The following is a 21,384-nucleotide window of genomic DNA, read 5'->3' as shown; positions in this document are numbered from 1 at the left end:
GTTATAGAAGAGCGCCCTGAATGAGAAGTAACCTAAGTTTGCTTTATTGAATATTGTTCAATAGATCTATTTTTCCTTCGTTGACCAACTTTAAAATGAGCTCACCAAATAAGGTGTTTTGCCATGCAAACCAGGCGCGTGTGAAGTTTTTAGGGTCATCCTTATGGAAAGATTCGTGCATGAATCCTGTTCCTGCATCTGTATCCATCAGCATTTTTATGCAAGACTTAATTTCCTGGTCGTCCTGACTGGTGAATGCCTTCATCATGATACTCATAGGCCATATCATATCATAACCGATGTGAGGTCCTCCAATACCTTCTCCTGCCTTTCCTTTGAAGAAGTAGGGGTTGTCTTTGCTCCATACAAAACGACGTGTGTTTTGATAAATAGGATCGTTGATGTCTACATCTCCCAGATAAGGCATTGCCAGCAGGCTTGGTACGTTGGCGTCGTCCATTAAGAGATGATTTCCGAATCCGTCTACTTCAAAAGCATAGATTGTACCATATTTAGGATGATTGTAAGTTGCATATTCTTTTAATGCGGTTTCTACTTCTTGTGCCAAATCTGTGCATTGTTTCGCCAGACTGGTGTTTTTGTTTACAACATTCAGAATTTCCGCAGCTTTCTTTAGAGAAGAAACAGCGAAGAAATTAGACGGTACGAGGAACTGTAAAGTGGTTGCATCGTCAGACGGACGGAAAGCTGAAACAATGAGTCCGACAGGATTTACAGGAGCACCTAGACCGTTATTGTTTAATGTGTCGAGTGCGCGTTCTGTCTTACGCTGGAATTTATAGGGACCCACTCCCTCTTTGCGCTGTTGTTCCTTGAAAGTTGTCAGTATGTTGGCGATAGCCTGTATCCATTCATTATCAAAGATGCTTGCATCACCGGTTTCTTTCCAATATTGATAGGCCAGACGTAATGGATAACATAAAGAATCTATTTCCCATTTACGTTCGTGCAGTTCCGGTTTCATATCGGTCAGGTCGGACATCCAATCTCCTCCCACAGCCCCATCATTGAAAGCATTGGCGTATGGATCGATATTTATACATTTAAATTGTCTGCGTATCACTCCTTCGAGCATTTTCTTCAATTCCGGGTCTTTATTCGCTAATTGTATATAAGGCCAAACCTGTGCTCCTGAGTCACGTAACCACATGGCATGGATATCTCCTGTGTAGACGAAAGTATCAGGCTTACCGTCTGTTGTACGGTAATGAACTGTTGTCTCAAGGGTATTTGGAAAACAATTCTCGAACATCCATGCCAATTTTTGATTAGTAAGTAGCTTTTTCACCCTGATGATTTCTGCTTCCACGGCTTTTGATTTAAAAAGCCGCTTGTTTACGGGTGGACGATTACTTTTATAAGCGGCAATTTCAGCTGCTTGATTGACCACATTGGTATGATCCTTAGCCAGGATAAGTTCTGTAGCTTTGGCAGGACCTCCCATTAATAGGGTGGTCGTGATGATACATATTCCGATATTTCTTTTCTTCATATCTCTATTGTTTTTAAGAGGGTTATTAAAAGTGATTATTGCAAATCGATTCCGCCTAGTCTTCCATACATTTCTATGAAAGCAGCTTGTGTCAAGAGCCATTTTTTCTCGTTTTTATCTGTGCCGCTCCAATCTGTCTGGAACAAGCCCCGTTCATCTCTGGCATGATGCCATGCGTAATCAAGACTTTTCTGGAAATCGGTTAGATAAGTCTTGTTATGGTCTATCTGATAAAGTTCAATAAAGCCTCTAAGCATAACGGCTGTGAACCAAATATTTCCTTTTTTCAGTAATTGGAATGTTTGTCCGTCTGGAGAGGTGAACTGAGTGAAGAAGTGCTTGTGACACGCTTCTGCTATATTTTGTGCATCTTCCAGATAACTTTTCTGTTTGGTAATTTGATAGAGTAGGGCAGCTGCCTGCATCATTTGTCCACTGTTATAGGCAAATTTGGCACGACCGATTTTCTTGTTGAGTGAGATGTTGTCAAAGTATAGATGATCTTTTGAGTCTTCCAGGTTCTTTTTAGTCCATTCGTATAACTCTTTTCCTTCTTTTAAATAGGCATCATCTTGAGTAGCTTGAAATAGTTTGAGAGCGAATACGGCTCCCGGTGCATTAGAACAAGTATTTTTAGATTCCTTCTTTTGTTCGCACCAGTAGATTCCTCCGCCGAGTACGTCATCTTTACCACTAAGGATAAACTTCCATATTAGTTTAGCTTTCTCCAGATAAGCTTGTTTTCCTGTCATACGATAAGAATCGGTAAAATCGATACCTAACCAGACGTTGTCATCATAAAAACGATCGGAGAGAGGTTGACTGCTGATATAAGATGAGTAAGCGAATGGTTTCCTTCGTGTGTCGAAATACTCTTCTAATCCGGGTAGTACTTTATTTTCCAAAAGTTTTTTATACTTTTTATTTTCAGTGCTCTCCAGTAGTGCATTTACTGCAGAGAATGTACCCGAATACGGCCAAAGGTAGGAATATTCATTGCGTCTTTTTGCTTGTTCTTCTGATGCCAGATAAGTTGCCTTATTGTCCTGGTCAAAAGGATAATTCTCACGTAACAGACAAGTGTTGGTTGCTGCATAGTTTTGGTAAAGAGCATCCAAAGTTTGCTGTGCTTTTTCTATGTTAGGATTTGCGTTTGCAATGGTGAAAGCACAAATAACATTAAGTAATAGGCCGTTCATAATTTTTTATTTAAGTGGTGTTTATATAAATAGTAATTTGAATGAGTTCGCAGGTTTTATTGTGACTCTACAAAAATACCTTATTTCGGTTACTTTTTAAATGGGGAGTGAGCAGATTGTAAATGATTGTTTGGGGTATGTTGTTGATAATCAGAGAGTCTTTGATCGGAGAGTCTCTGATAAATGTAAATGATGCTGTATGATTAATACACTGTTATTCCCGGATTTGTTGTCCGATTCGAGCTACTTTTTCTTCAAATTCATTCCGGTCTCCATTTGCTTTGATCCGCATTTTTGAGCGGTAATTATAGATGGTCGATAATGAATACTGTAAGAAATGAGCTATTTTCACACTGTCTGTAATTCCAAGTCGGATAAGTGCGAAGATCCGTAACTCGGGTGTTAAGAGTTTGCCGGGTCCTGGAATGATTGCATTTTCCGGTAAAAGCAATGCGTTAAAATCTTCGACGAAATTCGGAAAGAGATTCAGGATTGCTTTGTCGAAGTTATTATAAAATTCAGCCAGATCTTCTTCTGTATTGAGAGAGGAGTGGAGGAAAGAGGTTACTTTCTTTATATCTTCACTTTTGGCTATTTTGAGTGCTCTTTTCTTAAAATTGGCAATTTTACTGATATAACTGGTATATTGTTCCATATACAGCCCTACATATTCTTCTTTGATTTTATTGTTATCTGCCAATATTGAGTTCATTTGTTGTATTTCGTAAAGATGATAAGACAAACTCTCATTAGCTTGTTCCACTTTACCTTTTTGTTTTTTCAGTTGTACGGACAGGATGAATAGCAGAATGCAGACAATGCATAATGCAATGAGCAATGCCGTTATGATGATAAATTTATGTTTCTCCTTTTCTTGAAATGCCTTATCTATGAAAAGATACATATCTGAGGCTTCGATGGTGTTAATTCTCGCATTGCATAGGATAGCGTCCTCCATTGCATTTTTCATATATTTAGATGCCCGGTCTATATCCCCACTCTCAAAGATCAGCTTGGCTAATATTTTTAAAGAGAGATTTTCTCTAGCTCCATTTAATACATCAGAAATGGCGGATATTGCGAAATATTTAATCGTATTTTCACGGTCATTTTTACCTTGATAGGCAGATGCCAGAGAATATGCTATGATTCCGGCATTTCTTGAATAGGGTGTATAACTTTGATAAGTGCTGTCCAGTATATGAATAGCATCATCATACTTTTTATGGAAAAGAAGAGTCGGTGCAGTTATAAAAGCTCGTACGTTTGATGGGACTTCTTTGCATTGGAGCAGCGAATCGCGATATATTTGTGCTATCAGATCATTTTCTTGTGAATCGTCCTCGTTGGAAGCAAAAGCTTTCTGGTGATTATAGATCGTGACTTGTCCGAGAAAATATTCAGCTTTGAGTTTAGGAGATAGTTGCTTTTGTTGCATCGAATTGGTAATTGCCAAAGCTTCTTTGAAAAAGCCCATCGAAGATAATATTCTTGAATAATCCAGTTTAGCTTCAATTAAAAGTTCTTTGTCATTACTTTCTTGAGCGAACCTGTTCATGTGGATGGCATAGGCTAAAGCGGAATCTTTTTGGAAAGATGAATACTCAAAACAAAGAGACTGTGCTGTCCCAACTTTCTTTCGAATATCCCTGGATTGTCTTAATATTATTTTCAGGCTGTCTATCTGTCTTTGCTTTTGTTGGGTATAACTAGCTTTGTTTTGTAGAGATTTATCTAATACTTTTAACAATGTTTTTACTTCATCGTTTGCTTTTGCTGGTAAACTGATGAAGATAAAGATTATCAATAGAGGTAAAATAAATCTTTTCATATATTAAGTAAGATTGCTTATTGAATATGGTTGTTTGCAAAGATAAGGAAATCCATATTAAGTTAAGGTTGACAGATTAACTTAATATGGATTTTATGAAAATAGGGATTTCGCTGGATGAATTACTTATATCCAAATCCTTATTTGTAATATCACTTGTATTTTTGTGCAAACTCCACCGAAACCGAATTGCTGAAACTTCGGCAAACTTCAGCTGCGAAGTCTTTCCCGCATTGGATTATTTTATCCCAGATCTCTTCATTCAAGTTATTTAGATCGCGGTATCGGACATCGTATTTGAGTAATCCGTAGATCAGCCCTGCATTGAAGTTATCACCAGCTCCAATAGTACTGACTGCTTGTAATGGTTCTATCGGATAATCTTTATTGACCAGATTAGTGCGTAACGCTACCTTTTCCGCACCTGCAGTACAGATGAACCGGGGACAGTAGAATTTGATTTTATCCTTGTAAATCTTGTCTATATCCTGCATGTTATACATATATAGAAAATCCTCTAAAGAACCGCGTACAATATCCGCATATTCCAGATTTTCAATAATGGTCGGAGCCAGTTTCATGGCTTCATTCTTGTGTGAAGAACGGAAATTCGGGTCATAATAGATGATGGCTTTCTTTTCACGTGCCTGATCTAGTAATTCGAGAATCTTCTCCCTCAGAACCGGATTCAGTGCGTAATAAGAACCCACCATGACAATGTCGTCTTCCTCTAGTTTCGGAAACAGAACATCCAGACGTTGCTTCGGGTAGTCTTTGTAGAAGATATATTCAGCATCACTCTGCTCGTTCAGGAAAGCTAAGGATACGGGCGATTTTCCATCCGGGAATACATTTACATGATCGGTTGGGATATGATTCTCACGCATAAACTGCAGGATAATATTGCCTACACGGTCATTCCCGGTTTCACTGATGAAGCCGACGTTTATTCCCATTCGTCCCAATGAGACAATACCGTTGAATACAGAACCTCCCGGTACGGCGGCAGAAGGCTGGTCACCTCGAAAGATGATATCGAGGATGGTCTCTCCGATACCGATTACTTTTCGCATAGTGATCTTGATTTTTCTCCCAGATAACCGCCGTGGTGACGTTTTGAATATTCAGCGATAGTAAATCCTGTTTCCTTCATGGTTTGTACTACCAATATATCTCCGATCACTGTCATGGCAGTAGTGGATGTAGTAGGAGTCATCCCTAACACACAGACTTCTGCAGGCTTGCCGGTACTTAGACAGACATCCGATTCTTTTGCCAGCGGACTATCCGGATTTCCGGTGATAACGATAAACTTCAGATCCGGGTCCAGATTATGGGCCAGGCGGGTTAATTCCACAATCTCACGTGTCTTGCCAGAGTTAGAGATCAGCAGGAGTAGATCGTTTTTTTGTAAGATACCCAAATCCCCGTGTTGCGCCTCGCTAGGATGCAGAAAGACGGATGGAATACCGGTGGAACAGAAAGTCGTAGCAATGTTCATAGCAATCTGCCCGGCTTTTCCCATACCGGAAGTTACCAGTTTTCCCTTTTTCTGGTGTATTTGTTCTACAATCAGTTTCACCGCTTTTTCATAAGCGTCTGTTACGGGGATGTTGAGCACAGCTTGTGCTTCCTGTTGCAAAAGTTGTTTGATGGAGTCTATCATATAGGATTAGTTTATTTTTTCTTTTAATTCATTTAATGTGTTTGCTACTTCGTAATAGGTTGAGAAAGGCTGTCGTGCAAAACCTTTGTCCTCCAGGGTGTGGAGTGCTTTTAATAGCTCATCGTAAAAACCATATTCATTGTAGAAAATGACCTTCTTCCGATGATATCCGATAGAGGCAGCGGCTATTACGTGGAAAATCTCATCAAGAGTACCGACGCCTCCGGGGAGTGCAACCAATACCTCCGACTTCTCCGTTATGATATCTTTGCGGTCACTCAAGTTACGGGTATGAATTTCTTCATCTAACAGAGTGCTTACCTTGCCATTCTCTTCCAGTTTGGCAGGAACTACTCCAATAACCTTACCACCATTTTCTTTCACGGCACGAGCTATGCATTCCATTAATCCGAGGCTGGCTCCTCCATATATCAAGGTTTTGCCTGTCTGCCCCATCCATTTGCCTATTTGGCTGGCGCTTTCGAAGTACATTTTGTCAATGTTATCGGAGGCGGAACAGAATATTCCTATCTTTTCCATATACGTTGTTGCTGTTATAGTCCACAAATATCTGCAATTTTCTATAAACAGCAATAAGTTTTATTGTATTTTTGTGGCATTAATTCAATAAGGAAGTATAAAACGATGCAAGGTAACGAATATACATTGCCAAATGGCCTGCGTATTATCCATGAACCAACCCTCTCAAAAGTAGCTTATTGTGGTTTTGCGATTGATGCCGGAACTCGTGATGAAGCGGAGAATGAGCAGGGAATGGCCCATTTTGTAGAACATCTGATTTTTAAGGGAACGGAGAAGCGGAAAGCCTGGCATATCCTCAACCGGATGGAGAATGTAGGTGGTGACCTGAATGCCTACACAAATAAGGAAGAAACTGTCGTCTATGCCGCTTTCCTGAAAGAACATCTGGAACGTGCGCTTGAGTTGTTGGGGGATATTGTATTTCATTCAACCTTTCCGCAGCATGAGATAGAAAAAGAAACAGAGGTCATTATCGATGAAATCCAGTCGTATGAAGATACTCCGTCGGAACTGATATTTGACGATTTTGAAGACATGATCTTCCGCAATCATCCATTGGGAAGAAACATTCTTGGTAAGCCGGAACTTCTGCGAAGTTTTCGCACGGAAGATGTTCTATCGTTTACCCGCCGTTTTTACCAACCGGGAAATATGGTGTTTTTTGTTCAGGGGCAGTACGAGTTCAAGAGAATCATCCGCCTGGTAGAAAAATACCTGTTGGATATTCCTGATGTGAAGGTAGAGAATCGGCGTACACCTCCGCCTCTGTATGTGCCGGAACATTTGACGGTGGCTAGAGATACGCACCAGGCACATGTTATGATCGGTAGCCGTGGCTATAATGCGTATGATGACAAGCGTACTGCACTCTATCTGCTGAATAATGTCCTTGGAGGTCCCGGAATGAATAGTAAACTGAATGTGTCCCTTCGCGAACGCAGAGGACTGGTCTATAATGTCGAATCCAATCTGACTTCCTATACGGATACGGGAGCTTTCTGTATTTATTTCGGGACGGATGTGGATGACATGGATACTTGCCTGAAATTGACCTATAAGGAATTGAAGCGGATGCGCGATACAAAGATGACTTCTTCCCAGTTGGCGGCAGCGAAAAAGCAGTTGATCGGGCAAATCGGAGTAGCGTCCGATAACTTTGAGAATAATGCGTTAGGGATGGCGAAAACATTCCTTCATTATCATAAGTATGAATCATCCGAGCTTGTTTTTAAGCGTATAGAAGAGCTAACAGCAGAGATGTTGTTGGAAGTTGCCAATGAGATGTTTGCAGAGGAATACTTATCTACGTTGATTTACAAATAATTGATTGACAGATTTGCTTTCATTGCCAGAATTCGTATTTTTGTAGCAGATACGTATGTGATAACAATCTAATAGTAGAAATTGTATGTTGGTGACGGGCAGAAAACTCCCTATCGGGATTCAGACTTTCGAAGATATCCGCAATGACGGATACTTGTATGTAGATAAGACCGCATTGATGTGGACTATGGCAAACATCGGTAAACCTTTTTTTTTAAGCCGTCCGCGCCGATTCGGAAAGAGTTTGTTAATTTCTACGTTTGAAGCCTATTTCAAGGGACGGCGTGACCTTTTCACGGGACTTGCCGTGGAACAATTAGAAAAGAAGTGGGAAGAATATCCCGTACTGCATCTGGATTTGAATGCCGAGAAATATGATTCACCGGACAGATTGGATGCTATTTTAAGTAACCAGTTAACTCAATGGGAAGCTATATATGGCAGGGGAGAAGATGAAACCACTTTGTCTTCCCGCTTCTTGGGTGTCATTCGTCGTGCCTCCGAACAAGCAGGCAGGGGTGTTGTAGTCCTGGTGGATGAGTATGATAAGCCCTTACTACAGGCTATTCAGAATGAACCGCTTCTCAATTCTTACCGTTCTACTTTGAAAGCTTTCTACGGTGTGTTGAAGAGTGCAGACCGCTATCTTCGTTTTGCTTTTCTGACAGGTGTCACCAAATTCTCGCAAGTAAGTGTGTTTAGTGATCTGAACCAATTGAATGACATCAGTCTGAATTATGACTTCTCTACTCTTTGTGGAATCACCCGCGAAGAACTTCTTGCTAATTTTGAACCGGAGATTGCAGCTTTATCGCAAGCAAATGACATCAATACGAAAGAAGTTGTGGAAACAATGACCCGGCAGTATGACGGTTATCATTTTCATCCTAATGGAGAAGGAGTGTTCAATCCATTCAGTGTTCTGAATGCATTTTTCAGTAAAGAGTTCGGTAATTACTGGTTTCAGACCGGAACTCCTACTTTCCTTGTGGAGTTATTGAAAGAGAGCGATTATGATCTTCGCTTGCTGATGGATGGTATAGAGACAGCTGCTTCCGCTTTCACTGAATATCGTGCTGATAGGAAAAATCCTATTCCATTGATTTATCAGAGTGGTTATCTGACTATTAAAGATTATGACAGAGAGTTTAGACTTTATCGTTTAGGCTTTCCTAACGACGAAGTACGTTATGGCTTTCTTAACTTTTTACTCCCATTTTATACGGCAGTCACGGATGAAGAACGAAGCTTTTATATAGGTAAGTTTGTTCAAGAACTACGTACAGGCAATGTTGACGCTTTCATGCACCGCTTTGAAGCTTTCTTTGCAGATTTTCCTTACGAGTTGAATGACCAGACTGAACGTCATTATCAAGTCATCATATATTTAATATTCAAACTGATGGGACAATTCACGCAGGCAGAAGTACATAGCTCACGGGGACGTGCAGATGCGGTTGTACGAACCCCGAAGTTCATCTATATTTTCGAATTCAAGCTGAATGGGACTGTTGAGCAGGCCATGGAGCAGATTGAAGAAAAAGGTTATGCTTTTCCTTATACGGCAGAGGATCAACAAGTGATAAAAGTTGGTGTAGAGTTTAGCGCAGAGAAACGAAATGTAGAGCGCTGGATGGTAGCGAAAGAAATTTAATATAAAATTGATTATGAAAAACTTAATACGAAATGTCTGGGTTTGCTTGGGGCTGATGGTGCTTCCCTTCACAGCCTCCGGACAACAAAAGGATAACATTACCTATGTACCGGCTCAAGAGCTTTTACTGGTAGGCAAAGCAACTACCGAAGGCGAATACTTCCATCGGGTAGATACAGCCAAGTATTGTACAATGCCTCCCACAGTGAAGAAACTATTCACAAACTCTGCCGGTCTGGCTATCTCTTTTACAACGAATAGCCCCGTCATAAAAGCCAAATGGATGGTTCCTGATAATTACCAGTTACCCAATCTGACCAGAGTTGCTCAGAAAGGTCTGGATTTATATATCAAACGGGATGGAAAATGGCAATTTGCCGGAGTAGGGATACCGGGTGGTGTGACTACGGAAAAAGTGCTTGTTGATAATATGGGTACGGAAGAGAAAGAATGTTTGTTATATCTGCCTTTATATGATGAACTGAAAAGTCTGGAAATAGGTGTTTCTTCTGATGCACACATACGTAAAGGAGAAAATCCGTTCAAAGAAAAGATAGTGGTATACGGGTCCAGTATTTTGCAGGGAGCATCTGCCAGTCGTCCCGGGATGGCTTATCCGGCTCGTTTGTCCCGTAGCAGCGGATATAATTTTATCAATTTAGGATTGAGCGGAAACGGCAAGATGGAGAAAGAAGTTGCCGAGATGTTGGCGGATATTGATGCGGATGCTTTCATTCTCGATTGTATTCCTAATCCTTCTCCCAAAGAGATAACCGACCGGACTGTTGATTTTGTAATGACGTTGCGCCAGAAGCATCCGGATACGCCTATTATTGTGATACAGACATTGATACGTGAAACAGGTAATTTCAACCAGAAAGCTCGTGAGAATGTAAAACGGCAGAACGAGGCCATCGCTGAACAGGTAGAAGTATTGCGAAAGAAAAATGTCAAAAACCTGTATTTCATAAAAGAAGATCAATTCTTGGGAACAGACCATGAGGGGACTGTAGATGGGACCCATCCGAATGACTTGGGATTCGACCGAATGTTGAAGAAATATAAACTGGCTATCAGTAAGATTCTGAAGATCAAATTCAAGGCTGAATAACAGGAATGAAAGATTATAACAGAGACAGATAGAAAAAAATAAAGGTCAATTCATGGGGGTGAATTGGCCTTTTTCTTTTGCAAATGTGTTAAGTTGCTGTTGGTATTTTATAGTTTCCTTAAACCTTTATCTTCTAAGTATTTGATTAATTCTTGGGGACGATCAGTTTGTATCATAGTTGCCTTATGTTCCAGTATCCATCCCCAATGCTTATCTTTACCTTCTAATAGGGCGTTTTCGTCATCATGTCCACCGCATAGACTATCCCATAGAGTATTCATCCATACCCGACTACCAGATTGTACAATTTTATCAATAACCTTTAAATTTGAAGTCTGTTCGTCTTTGAAGCAGAGTTCATAGGCTATTGGCGTAAAGTCTTTAATAAAACTTTCGGTCGCTTTTATATCTTCTTCTTTCCATAAATGAATGATAGGCATATAGAGCATACTGGTATTGGTTCCATATTCCTCTTGAACTTTCTCGACAGGATACCTTCCTTTTATAATCACTTGTTTTTCCATTCCACATTTTCGAATGATGGGAAGAATCTCCTTTATATATGTTCCGCCTTTATCTATATTGACCAGAATACGGTCTTTACATGTCATTAACGCTTCTTCTAAAGTGGGTATGGATCGGCGGGTCTTTATACCGTTTCCACTTTTCAGCACAAATTGTTTTAGTTCTGTTGTCGTATAGTTTTTAATGGCGCCTTTTCCTGTTGAAGTGCGGTCTAGCGTTGCGTCATGCATACAAATAAAGTTGTTGTCTTTGGTTTGCTGAATGTCAAGTTCAACCATGTCTGCTCCCATAGCGATGGCATTCTCTATACATTGTATGGAGTTCTCCGGAGCATTCCTCCAGTCGCCACGGTGAGCTATAACAAATACATATTGAGAATTCTTGTCGTGAAGATTCCTCAATAGTTTATCAATTCTGGATTCTGCTTCAGCAGATAATGAAACCAGAAGAACTGATAATAGAAATATAATTTTCCTTGTCATACGTGCTTTTCTTAAATAAAATGTTTTGATCTATATTGGGTACCTATGAAAAACTATCCTATAAAGTTATCTTAATCCTTTTTCTTTTAAATAAGAGTTGACAAGATCAGAGTAATCAGTTTGCACAACTTCTATTTTGTTATCTATAAAAGTTTGAAGGTGCGAATATTTACTATTCAGTAGATCGCTATCCCAATCTAAATGATTGGCATAACCTACTAACTTGGCATCTTTAATAGCTCCCATTAGTTCAGTGAGAGATGCATTGTCTATTCCGAATTGTACCATTTGTACTTTACTGTAATATTTGGCGAGGACTTTTACTTCTGCCGCAGTGGATACCCATGGAAAAGGAATGGCTCCAGGGTTAATAGTATTCATTTCTTCAATATATGATGTACTGGAACCAGTATAATAGCAAACCTGGTCGATCATCCCTTTTTCTGCAACCGTTTTAATGATTTTACCTAAAAGCCCCTTCTCTTTTACATCGACACAAACATAGATTTTGCCTTTCGCAGCATCCAATACTTCCTCAAGTGTAGGCACTTTGTATTCAGTGATACCTTTAGAACCTTTTAAAAAATATTGATAAAGAGTTTGATAAGTCATATTGGCTACAGCACCAGTTCCGTTTGTTGTAGCATTAATGGTTGTATTGTGCATATTTACGATTACTCCGTCAGAAGTAGCTCTAGGGTCTATTTCAATCATATCGGCACCGACTTCTATTGCATATTGGATAGCGGGAATAGAATTTTCAGGAATTCCGTCACGTATTCCCTTATAGGTGTTGCTACGATGAGCGCAAGTCCACATTTTCAGACTTGTGTTGCCGGAAAGATTCTTTAAGTCGGTTGTTAAACTTTTAGTGTCAGGTTCTTCACCTGGGTCCTCCGGGTCTTCATTATCATCCGGAGGAGTCGGCTGATTTTTGTTTTCATATTCATCATTGGAAGAGCCGCAACTGGTACACATCACTTGCCCGGATACAAGTAAGATGATTGCCAAAAGAAAAAATACTTTCTTCATAGTCTTTTTATTTTATTTATTAGATAATGTAGGATAGGTTATCGAAATAACCTATCCTGTTTGATTTGAATTATTTTACTGTAGCAGTGTGTTGAGCGTCTTTTGCACGCATCGGCCAGCCTGTTGTTGGTAATCCTTTCACATATTTGGATGACAGGGCCACTAATAAACTTTTCGATTCATCTTGAGTGTTAGTAATGGCCACATAGATAGTCCCGTCTGCATCCACTACCGGTGAACTCCAGAATTTGCCTTGTGTTGCAGCCCATTCGGATGCATAAGCACTTTCGCTGTTAGCAATTGCTCCGGCCACATCAAGTACGGCAATAGCGTCAGTACCATTTGCGTCAAGGATATAGAAATTACCACGTTCCGTACCGAACAAGATATGTCCATCCTTATCAATAACAGGAGTACTGCTGACACTTTCTGATATCTCATATTGCCATTTGATAGTTCCACCTGCTGACAATGCAACAATTCCGCCAGGCATATCTCCCTGACTTTTCAATGAGGCATATACAGTGCCATCTGTGCCGATAACGACTCCTCCCTGATCTTGTTTGCCGGTATTCTCAATAGGGGTAGTCCAACGTACACTACCGTCACTGGCAACGGAATAGATGGTAGTAGTCAGATCAGATGTATAAATCATGCCATATACATTTCCTTCATTGTCTATGGCCATTGATGCATGACAGCCGCTGTTCAAACCACTGTCAAATGCTCTCCATGCCCATGGGCTGAAAGTATTGTCATCTTTAGCCATAGTAGCTTTTGCTACACCAAACATTCCGTAGTTGGTACACATGATATACATCATTCCTTGTTTGGAGATAACAGGACCTGCATAAACACCTCCGGCAGGACCGCTGGTACCATCTGCGTTAGTTAAATAGCTAACACGGTTTCCTGTTGTTTTGTCTACCGCAATCATTGAACCGGTGCTTCCCCCATTACCACAGTATACATATTTATCATCAAATGCTGGTGACACACTACGCATTTTGGCATTGGCGGCGTTACCTTTATTCCAGAAACCGGTAGTCGGATCATTGAAAGTAATCCATTTCTTATTTCCATCAGGATTGATAGCAAATAGTTTACCATTGCTTCCGTCACCTGTGCCAATGTAGATTGTACCATCCGTATCTACAGACGGTGTCATGTTTGAGCCTCCTGTTGCCTGCGCTCCCCAAGATGGATCAGTCATGTCGAATGACCATTTTTCAATACCTGAAGTTACATCATAACTATGTAATATGTGGTCATTACTATTGATGTAAACCGTTTTTTCATCAGGAGAAAGAGCGGCGGAATTGGAAACTAACTTGGCTAAATGAGTGGAGGAGGTCCATAGTAATGTAAGGTCTCCTTTTTCTACTACTTTATCGGTAATTTCAATTGTTTTCCGGTAGAGGTTCGATCTTCCACTGCTGTCGGTTATGGTCAAACTAACAACAAATATACCTTTCTCATTGTACACGTGCTTCGGGTTTTCTTCGGTAGAAGTCGTTCCGTCCCCGAAATCCCATACATAAGTAAAGTTGCCACTACCTCCATAAGATGCGTTAGTGAATTGTATTTCACCTTCTATTTGCCCTCTTTCGGGAGCGATTGAGAAAGTTGCGGAAGGAATATCTTTCCCGGCATTGTCTTCGTTGCTGCATGCGGCAAATAATAAAAGACAAACAATATATATGAACGGACATATCCGTACTTTATTTTTAATAGTTGTCATACACATAATAATCATTTAAGGTTTTGTTATTAATTTCCTGTATATCCCGCATATCCGGGATTTTGTGGGTAGGCTACCGTACCGGCCATGTCAATCTCATCTTGAGGGATCGGATAATACATCAGATAAGTACGACCATCAAGTGTTTCTAGCAATTCTAAGCGATTTGTACGTTTGATGTCCTGCCAGCGCATACCTTCAGCATAAAATTCACGACGGCGTTCGTCCAAGATCAATGTCTGATATTCTTTGTCCGATAGAGCTTTGATTGCTGCTTCACTTGGAGCGGTAGTATATCTTTTTTTCATATATTCCACTAATGCGGCGGCTCCGTTCGTTTTTCCGAGAGCTTCGGCTTTTACCAGATACATTTCTGAAATACGGGAGATTACTACCGGTGTGCAGGTATAATCTGACGTTTCCGCCAATTGATAAGTCCCATTCGGATATTTGATTACGCGGTTGGCATCTTGGCTGGTGAATGTGGCTTTTAACCGTACGTCTCCTTTGCGTGAAAGAGTATTATCATCAGCAAAAAGACTACTATAACACCAATCAGATGGAGCATAATTCCATGAACCGTCCGTGTCATTAACGTATAATGTGAAGTTTAGAGGACTGGATGCTCTTGAATTATTAACATAGGCAAATATAATTTCCGGACTTGAACTTCCTGCAACCCAATTTTTAGAGAAATCCATAGCGGTGGATGCGAGCGAGAAACTGGAATTAGCTAATACTGCTTCTGCATAGTTTGCAGCATCCGTCATCTTGTTCTGGAAAAGAGCTACACGTGCAGCAAGTGCATTTGCTGCGTCAGAAGATACGTACCATTTGGAATCTGCTTTTGACAGTAAGCGGATAGCTTTACCCAAATCTTCTTCGATGAATGTCCATACTTCAGCTTCCGGAGAGATAGGAACCACCTCTTTTGAACGTTTACGCAGGATGGGGACATTTCCATAATGAGAGGCCAGACGATAATAAATAAATGCACGGAAATAGTAAGAGACACCACCTACTTTTTTCATAAGAGCACTTTCTTTATTTTCGGAAGCTTCATAAGTTTCTACGAGAAAATTGACCTGATGCAATGTTGTAAATGAGTTTCTCCAAAAGGAGAGAATGTTAATTGCCTGATTGGTATACGAGGGAGACATTTCGCATGGGTCTGTAATTTGACCTCCTCCGGGACCTGCTTTGAAATTTTCCCCTTGTATATCATCCAACCACCAGAAAGTGAATGTATAATTTTCCATAGTGGCGTATACTCCATTTAATAGCTTTTCGAGATCATCATCCGTCAAGGCTGATTGAGGAATTGCATGTCGGGGGCTGATGTCGTCCAGCCAGTCAGAACAGCTCGTGCCGAGTATAGTTATGGTCATTAAAACCAGAGTGAATAATAGTTTTATATTTTTCATATCGTTAGTTTTAGAAGTTAATGCTTGCACCTATGATAAAACTCTTTAATGTGGCTTGTTCTCCGAAATCTGCTCCGTAGCTGTTGCCTGTCGGATTACTTTCGTATGAGAATTCCGGATCATATCCGGAATATTTGGTCAGTGTAAAAAAGTTGTCGAGAGAAACAAAGATGCGAGCTCCCGTTACATGTATTTTTGACAACAGAGAATGAGGAAGGCTATATCCCAATGTGATGGTTTTGAATTTGAAATAAGAAGCATCTTCCAGATAACGGGTAGAAACAAGATTGTTTCCGAAACCGCCGGTGAACGTGCCTGCCAAAGTAGGGCGTGGAACAGTGTTGCTAGTTCCTTCTCCCCTCCAGTAATGGTTGGCGGCATATTTTGATATGTTATAGAATTGTTCCGAATCGACCAGTGTGCCATTTTTGTAACCTTTGATACTGCTGGACGCCAAGCCGAGATGTTCCGTACCTTCTGTTCCCCCGCAGCCTTTCCATGCTGACAGGATTTTACCTCCGGCTGCAAATTGGCAGAAAATGGATAAGTCGAAGTTTTTCCAGTTCATAGTCGAAGTGATACCACCATAAATGTCAGGTGTAACCTTTCCTACATACATGCGGTCATCGTCTGTGATGTCTCCGTCATTGTTGTAGTCAAAGTACTTACAATCACCAGCACGTACTCCTTTTGCGTAGAGTTTGCTTGGTACTTCCTGGTCGGTTTGATAAATACCATCCTGACGCAACATATAGAAAGCACTAACCGGTTTACCTACCATTAAAGCATGCATTACTTTACCGGTATTGGCACCACCACCGTTGATTTTCATATCAAGTACTCCATCCAATGACAACAGTTTGTTTTTTGTATAGGAGAGGTTAGTAGCAAGCTCCCATTTAAAAGGACCATCGAATATTTTACCGCTCACCATCACTTCCAATCCTTTGTTCTCCAGCGAGCCGATATTGGCTGTCCGGGTAGTATATCCTGTTGTAGCAAGAGTACTGATATTATAAAGTAATCCGCTTGTCTTTTGATAGTATCCGTCTACAGATAGCGCCAGTCGTCCGTTGAATAGCTCTGCGTTGATTCCGACATTCACCTGATTAGCTTTCTCCCAGATAAGATCCGCAGCATCTGCTCCGATTTTAAAACCGGATGAACCATTATAGGAATTTCCTCCCGAAGTTACTAATGACATAGCTGCCCAGTTACTGATACCATCCATACTGCCAGTCTTACCCCAACTGGCTCGTAGCTTTAAGTCATTCAGTGGCGTGCCTTTAGGGAAAAAAGGTTCGTTGATAATCCGCCACGCGAAAGAAGCAGAAGGAAATGTTCCATAACGTTTATCTTTTGAGAAACGTGAAGAACCGTCACGACGCATCGTTACATTTAAGATATAGCGATTATCCCAATTCAGGGCGGCACGTCCGAAATAAGATTCGAGTGCATATGCATTATATCCGATACTACCTGCGTAGATGTTAGAACCGGAATTTATCAGACCGAAGCTGGAAGAAGGATAAGCACCGTTTGCGTAATTATCACTGTAAGCTCCAAAAGTTTCATAGTTATACTCTTCGTATGAGTGACCAAGCATGGCTGAATAAGTCAGTTTATCCCAACTATTTTCATACGAAATTACGTTGTCTATAACATATCGGTAACTTACATTTTTCTGTTCGCTAAGTGCACCCCATCCTGCATTTTTGGAACGTGCGTCATGTTTCTCTGAAATTGTTTTCTTTTCTTCATCAAGAATACCGTATATGCTGAATGAGGGAGTGTATTTGAGTCCTTTGATAGGAGTAATATCAAAACTAAGGGCAGCTACTCCTTGTTTCTTATGTACAGTCCAGTCTTCTTCATTAATCAGCATAACGGGATTATGACGACATAATTCTGTTGACATCACTGTATAGCCTCCATCTTCCCGATAAGCTCCAATCCATGGTTGTTCTTCACGGGCAGTACGAATCACTTTCAAACTGGTAGATGACTCTTCCACTTTATCGAAACGGCTGTAAGATCCTGTGAGATTCAGATTCAGTTTAAACCATTTGTTCAGCTGATGAGTAAATTTTGCCCGTAGGTTGGTTTGCTGGAATCCGCTGGTGCGGATGATACCTTGTTGGTCGTTAAATCCCACAGAGGTGAAAAAAGTAGTTTTCTCATTACCTCCCGAGAGATTGATAGATGCCGTAGTAGAGTGTGCTATATCACGTTGAATGAGTCCGAGCCAGTCTGTTTCGGTAATCCGGTCGGGGATAAAGAATGATTTTGTGTCCTTCTTCTGCACATTCCAATTATCTACGGCTGCTTGCATAGTACGAGTATATTCTGCTACATTTGCCATTGGTATATCGTTGGCAATCCATCCAAGGCTGTGGCGTACACTGGCATTTACGCGTGTTTTACTGTTGGTGTTTCCCGATTTTGTGGTGATGATGACAACACCGTTGTTAGCTCGCGAACCATAGATGGCAGCAGCTGAAGCATCTTTCAATACGTCCATGCGTTCGATGTCGTTGGGGTTTAGCATAGGCATTGATTCACTGGGAACTCCATCGACCACATACAATGGGGTGCTGTTACCTGTGATGGATGCAATACCGCGTACCCGTACACTCGGTTGTTCACCGGGGGTACCGCTGGCAGAGGCTACATTTACACCAGGAGTACGACCTTGCAGCATTTTAGCTACATTGTAGTCACTGCCTTGGTCCAGATCATCCACTTTCAGGCTACTGATAGAAGTAGTTACTAGTTTTTCGGACTGGGAGCCATAGCCGACTACAACTATCTCATTTAATGCAATGCTACTTTCTTTCAAATATATTTTCAGATTGTTTTTATTGCCGGCTTTCACTTGTTGTGAGTCAAATCCAATATAAGATACTGTTAGTGGTTGGTTAGGATCTGCTACAATGGTAAAGTTTCCGTTAATATCTGTAATGACTCCGGTTCCTTTTCCTTGCATGACATTGGCGCCAATAATAGGAATTCCACTTTCATCTAGTACGGTTCCTTTAATCGCTCTCTTTTCATTACTTCTTTGTTCTGTCTCCTGCTTTACCAATACGATGGTGTTGTTGGTAAATGAATAAGATATATTCAAAGGAGTAAATACCTGTGAGAGCGCTTCGCTGATAGGTTTCTTTGTGCAGCTAATTGTCACTTTAGTCTGATCGTTAAGAACATGATTCCGGTATACAAAAGTATATCTCGTTTGCTGTTCTACTTGTTTCATGAAAGTTTTTACCGTGCCATTTTTGATATGAATGGACACATTTCCTTCTTGGGCAAACACTCCCGAAGGGAATAAAATTATAGCAGCGGATAAAATGGTAAAGTTTCTAAAAATAAGGCTGTTCCGCAGTTTCCTTCTCAATAAAAATGTTAACTTTGTGATATTCATAGTTGATAATGTTTTGATGTATAAAATTTTATCGACTTCCATACAACCAAAGGATTGGGCGATTCTTTGGTTGTTCTTTTTTGATTTTAACTACTATGTGTTTTCCATAAGCTCCTTTCTTTTAAATTAGTAAATAGTTATTATATCTTTATGTATCTCGTACTTAAATCCGTATTGTATGCTTAAGGATCTTATGACATTCTGTATACTTTCGTTTCGGAAAGATCCCGATAGTAAATCTTGTGCGATTTGCTTATGATGCAATCTGATTTCCACCCCATACCATCGTTCTATCTGGGCTATTACATCAATTAATGGTGTGGATTCAAAGATGAGGTAATTATCTCTCCATCCGGCTTCAACATGGGCATCCGCTTTGCTTATTCGTAGTGTTCTGTCCATAGCGGAATAGGTTGCCTTTTGTCCAGGTGAAAGCGTATATTCATGGGGAAGTGAACCACCTGATATTCTGATTCGTCCGCTAAGTAAAGACGTTTCTACAATGTCTTTTTTATAGGTCTTTACATTGAATGAAGTTCCTACTACTTCAATTTGCAGATCGTTGATTATTACCTTGAATGGGCAATCGGGATTCTTGGCAACATCGAAAAAGGCTTCTCCTGATAGTTTGACGAGGCGTTGCTTGGAGTTGTTTACATCATATTCCAGGTTTGTAGCCGCATTTAGATGTACAAATGTACCATCAGGGAGAGCCATTTCTGCTTTACTGCCAGCTCTAACTGTTACAGCAACCATTTGACTTTCCGGGTTATTCATCCATGTATAAAGTCCAAAAGAGGATGATAGGATGATAGCGATAATGGCAGCATATTTCATATATTGCAGCCAACGGCGTCTCCAAATGATTTGTTGTAGTTCCTTTCGAATTTGCTTTTTCATCATAGGAGGCATCTTTATCTCTACTGTGTCGTTTTCCATATCTATCATGGTATTCCATAACTCTTCGTCAGGTATGTTGTTGAGTTCATTTCTGAACTTTCCAATATCGGAAGAGGTGATTCCTTTTTCGATGTACTGGCAATATAACTTTTTAAATTGTGGACTCATATTATTGGTGTTTCTATAGGTTATACGTAAATACATAAAGGGAGTACTAGACTTTTTTTATGTTGTAGAGCATGGAAAAAGTTAGGAATAGTAGGTGTTTGTAGAGTTTTGTGGAGTTTTAATTATTCCTACTGAAAGTGTTATTCTTGTTACAGGAAGAAAATAAAGAGAATATTATATTTCATCATTTCGCTGCGAAGAATCTTCAGGGCGGAAGTCAGATAGTTTTTCACCGTTTGTTCGGAGAGATCCAGTTGTTCGGCTATTTGCTTGATGGGGATATGTTTCTCCCTGCTTAATTCATAAATCTCGTGTTCCCGTTGTGACAGAACTTTCTTCGATTGTTGAAGTTGTTGCAGGAATTCGTCGTACAATAAGATATCTTCCGGCGATACGTCAGTTGCCTGGTTCTCGCAATACTCCATAAAGTCTTCGAATTGCAGTTCGTTGACTTGTTTGCGGAAATAATCGATTACCTGATGTTTGGCAATAGTGAAAATAAAGGCTTGCAGATTGCCGAAGCTATTCAACTGGTTACGGTTGTCCCATAGGCGTAAAAAGGTATCCTGAACAATATCCTGTGTCAGGGAACGATTTTTTAGTTGTTTAAGAACAAAGCTGTAAAGTCGGTCGGCATAGGCTTCATAAATCTGTGTAAAAGCCTGGTAGGAGCCGTTGCGTAGTTCTTTTATGCACTGTATTTCGTCTATTTTCATCCTTTCTGCAATAGAAGTAGGTCGGGCAAATGTACTGAAATAATTTAGAAATCAACAAATCTATGTGAATAAATAAAGAGAAACCGATGTCCGGTAGTTGGCAGATGAATTTTATTTTGCAATCATATTACA

16 protein-coding genes are annotated in these 21,384 nt (G+C 40.3%); 3 read left to right on the top strand and 13 right to left on the bottom strand.

The window, feature by feature from the left end:
- Positions 1-43 precede the first annotated feature (43 nt).
- The 6 genes from N5O98_RS02930 to N5O98_RS02905 all read right to left on the bottom strand — a co-directional run bounded on the left by N5O98_RS02930 (position 44) and on the right by N5O98_RS02905 (position 6,749).
- Positions 44-1,513 (bottom strand): glycoside hydrolase family 125 protein, encoded by a 1,470-nt coding sequence (locus tag N5O98_RS02930; protein WP_008776138.1) that lies wholly within the window; start codon positions 1,511-1,513, stop codon positions 44-46.
- A gap of 35 nt (positions 1,514-1,548) precedes the next feature.
- Positions 1,549-2,712, bottom strand: coding sequence for a glycoside hydrolase family 76 protein (locus N5O98_RS02925; RefSeq protein ID WP_008776137.1), 1,164 nt, complete (start codon positions 2,710-2,712; stop codon positions 1,549-1,551).
- Between the two features lie 214 nt (positions 2,713-2,926).
- Positions 2,927-4,543 carry a DUF6377 domain-containing protein gene (locus N5O98_RS02920; RefSeq protein ID WP_061447504.1) on the bottom strand — a complete coding sequence of 539 codons (1,617 nt, stop codon included), beginning with the start codon at positions 4,541-4,543 and terminating at the stop codon, positions 2,927-2,929.
- 152 nt (positions 4,544-4,695) lie between these two features.
- The gene (locus N5O98_RS02915; protein ID WP_004302990.1) at positions 4,696-5,616 is read right to left on the bottom strand and encodes a carbohydrate kinase family protein; all 921 of its coding nucleotides are present in this window, start codon (positions 5,614-5,616) and stop codon (positions 4,696-4,698) included.
- The gene (locus N5O98_RS02910) at positions 5,604-6,209 is read right to left on the bottom strand and encodes an SIS domain-containing protein (protein ID WP_004298060.1); all 606 of its coding nucleotides are present in this window, start codon (positions 6,207-6,209) and stop codon (positions 5,604-5,606) included. The genes N5O98_RS02915 and N5O98_RS02910 overlap by 13 nt, the downstream gene beginning before the upstream one ends.
- A gap of 6 nt (positions 6,210-6,215) precedes the next feature.
- Complete coding sequence (locus tag N5O98_RS02905; RefSeq protein WP_004311906.1) at positions 6,216-6,749, bottom strand: TIGR00730 family Rossman fold protein; 534 nt, start codon at positions 6,747-6,749, stop codon at positions 6,216-6,218.
- A gap of 105 nt (positions 6,750-6,854) precedes the next feature.
- Between N5O98_RS02905 and N5O98_RS02900 the strand changes: the two genes are divergently transcribed.
- From N5O98_RS02900 to N5O98_RS02890, 3 genes are all read left to right on the top strand, one after another.
- Positions 6,855-8,075, top strand: a complete 1,221-nt coding sequence (locus N5O98_RS02900; RefSeq protein ID WP_004298062.1) for a M16 family metallopeptidase — start codon at positions 6,855-6,857, stop codon at positions 8,073-8,075.
- Between the two features lie 85 nt (positions 8,076-8,160).
- Positions 8,161-9,729 (top strand): ATP-binding protein, encoded by a 1,569-nt coding sequence (locus N5O98_RS02895; RefSeq protein ID WP_008776135.1) that lies wholly within the window; start codon positions 8,161-8,163, stop codon positions 9,727-9,729.
- A 13-nt stretch (positions 9,730-9,742) separates the two neighbouring features.
- Positions 9,743-10,840 carry an SGNH/GDSL hydrolase family protein gene (locus N5O98_RS02890; RefSeq protein WP_022199967.1) on the top strand — a complete coding sequence of 366 codons (1,098 nt, stop codon included), beginning with the start codon at positions 9,743-9,745 and terminating at the stop codon, positions 10,838-10,840.
- 107 nt (positions 10,841-10,947) lie between these two features.
- Here the strand turns inward: N5O98_RS02890 and N5O98_RS02885 are convergent, their stop codons facing one another.
- The 7 genes from N5O98_RS02885 to N5O98_RS02855 form a co-directional block, all read right to left on the bottom strand.
- Positions 10,948-11,847, bottom strand: coding sequence for a glycerophosphodiester phosphodiesterase family protein (locus N5O98_RS02885; protein WP_004298066.1), 900 nt, complete (start codon positions 11,845-11,847; stop codon positions 10,948-10,950).
- Positions 11,848-11,913: 66 nt separating this feature from the next.
- Positions 11,914-12,879, bottom strand: a complete 966-nt coding sequence (locus N5O98_RS02880) for a glycerophosphodiester phosphodiesterase family protein (protein WP_004311901.1) — start codon at positions 12,877-12,879, stop codon at positions 11,914-11,916.
- Between the two features lie 70 nt (positions 12,880-12,949).
- On the bottom strand, positions 12,950-14,620 hold the full coding sequence (locus N5O98_RS02875; protein ID WP_224262811.1) for a PKD domain-containing protein: 1,671 nt from the start codon (positions 14,618-14,620) through the stop codon (positions 12,950-12,952).
- A 29-nt stretch (positions 14,621-14,649) separates the two neighbouring features.
- Positions 14,650-16,044, bottom strand: coding sequence for a RagB/SusD family nutrient uptake outer membrane protein (locus N5O98_RS02870; protein WP_022199965.1), 1,395 nt, complete (start codon positions 16,042-16,044; stop codon positions 14,650-14,652).
- A gap of 10 nt (positions 16,045-16,054) precedes the next feature.
- Entirely contained in the window at positions 16,055-19,300 is a 3,246-nt protein-coding gene (locus N5O98_RS02865; RefSeq protein ID WP_272219541.1) for a TonB-dependent receptor, read from the bottom strand.
- A gap of 294 nt (positions 19,301-19,594) precedes the next feature.
- Entirely contained in the window at positions 19,595-20,536 is a 942-nt protein-coding gene (locus tag N5O98_RS02860) for a FecR family protein (RefSeq protein WP_004311897.1), read from the bottom strand.
- Between the two features lie 149 nt (positions 20,537-20,685).
- Positions 20,686-21,252, bottom strand: a complete 567-nt coding sequence (locus N5O98_RS02855) for an RNA polymerase sigma factor (protein ID WP_004298079.1) — start codon at positions 21,250-21,252, stop codon at positions 20,686-20,688.
- Positions 21,253-21,384 lie beyond the last annotated feature (132 nt).

The organism is Bacteroides sp. LFL-34 (genome assembly GCF_027257075.1).
Taxonomy (GTDB): domain Bacteria; phylum Bacteroidota; class Bacteroidia; order Bacteroidales; family Bacteroidaceae; genus Bacteroides; species Bacteroides ovatus.
This window is presented reverse-complemented; position numbering and strand designations above follow the sequence as displayed.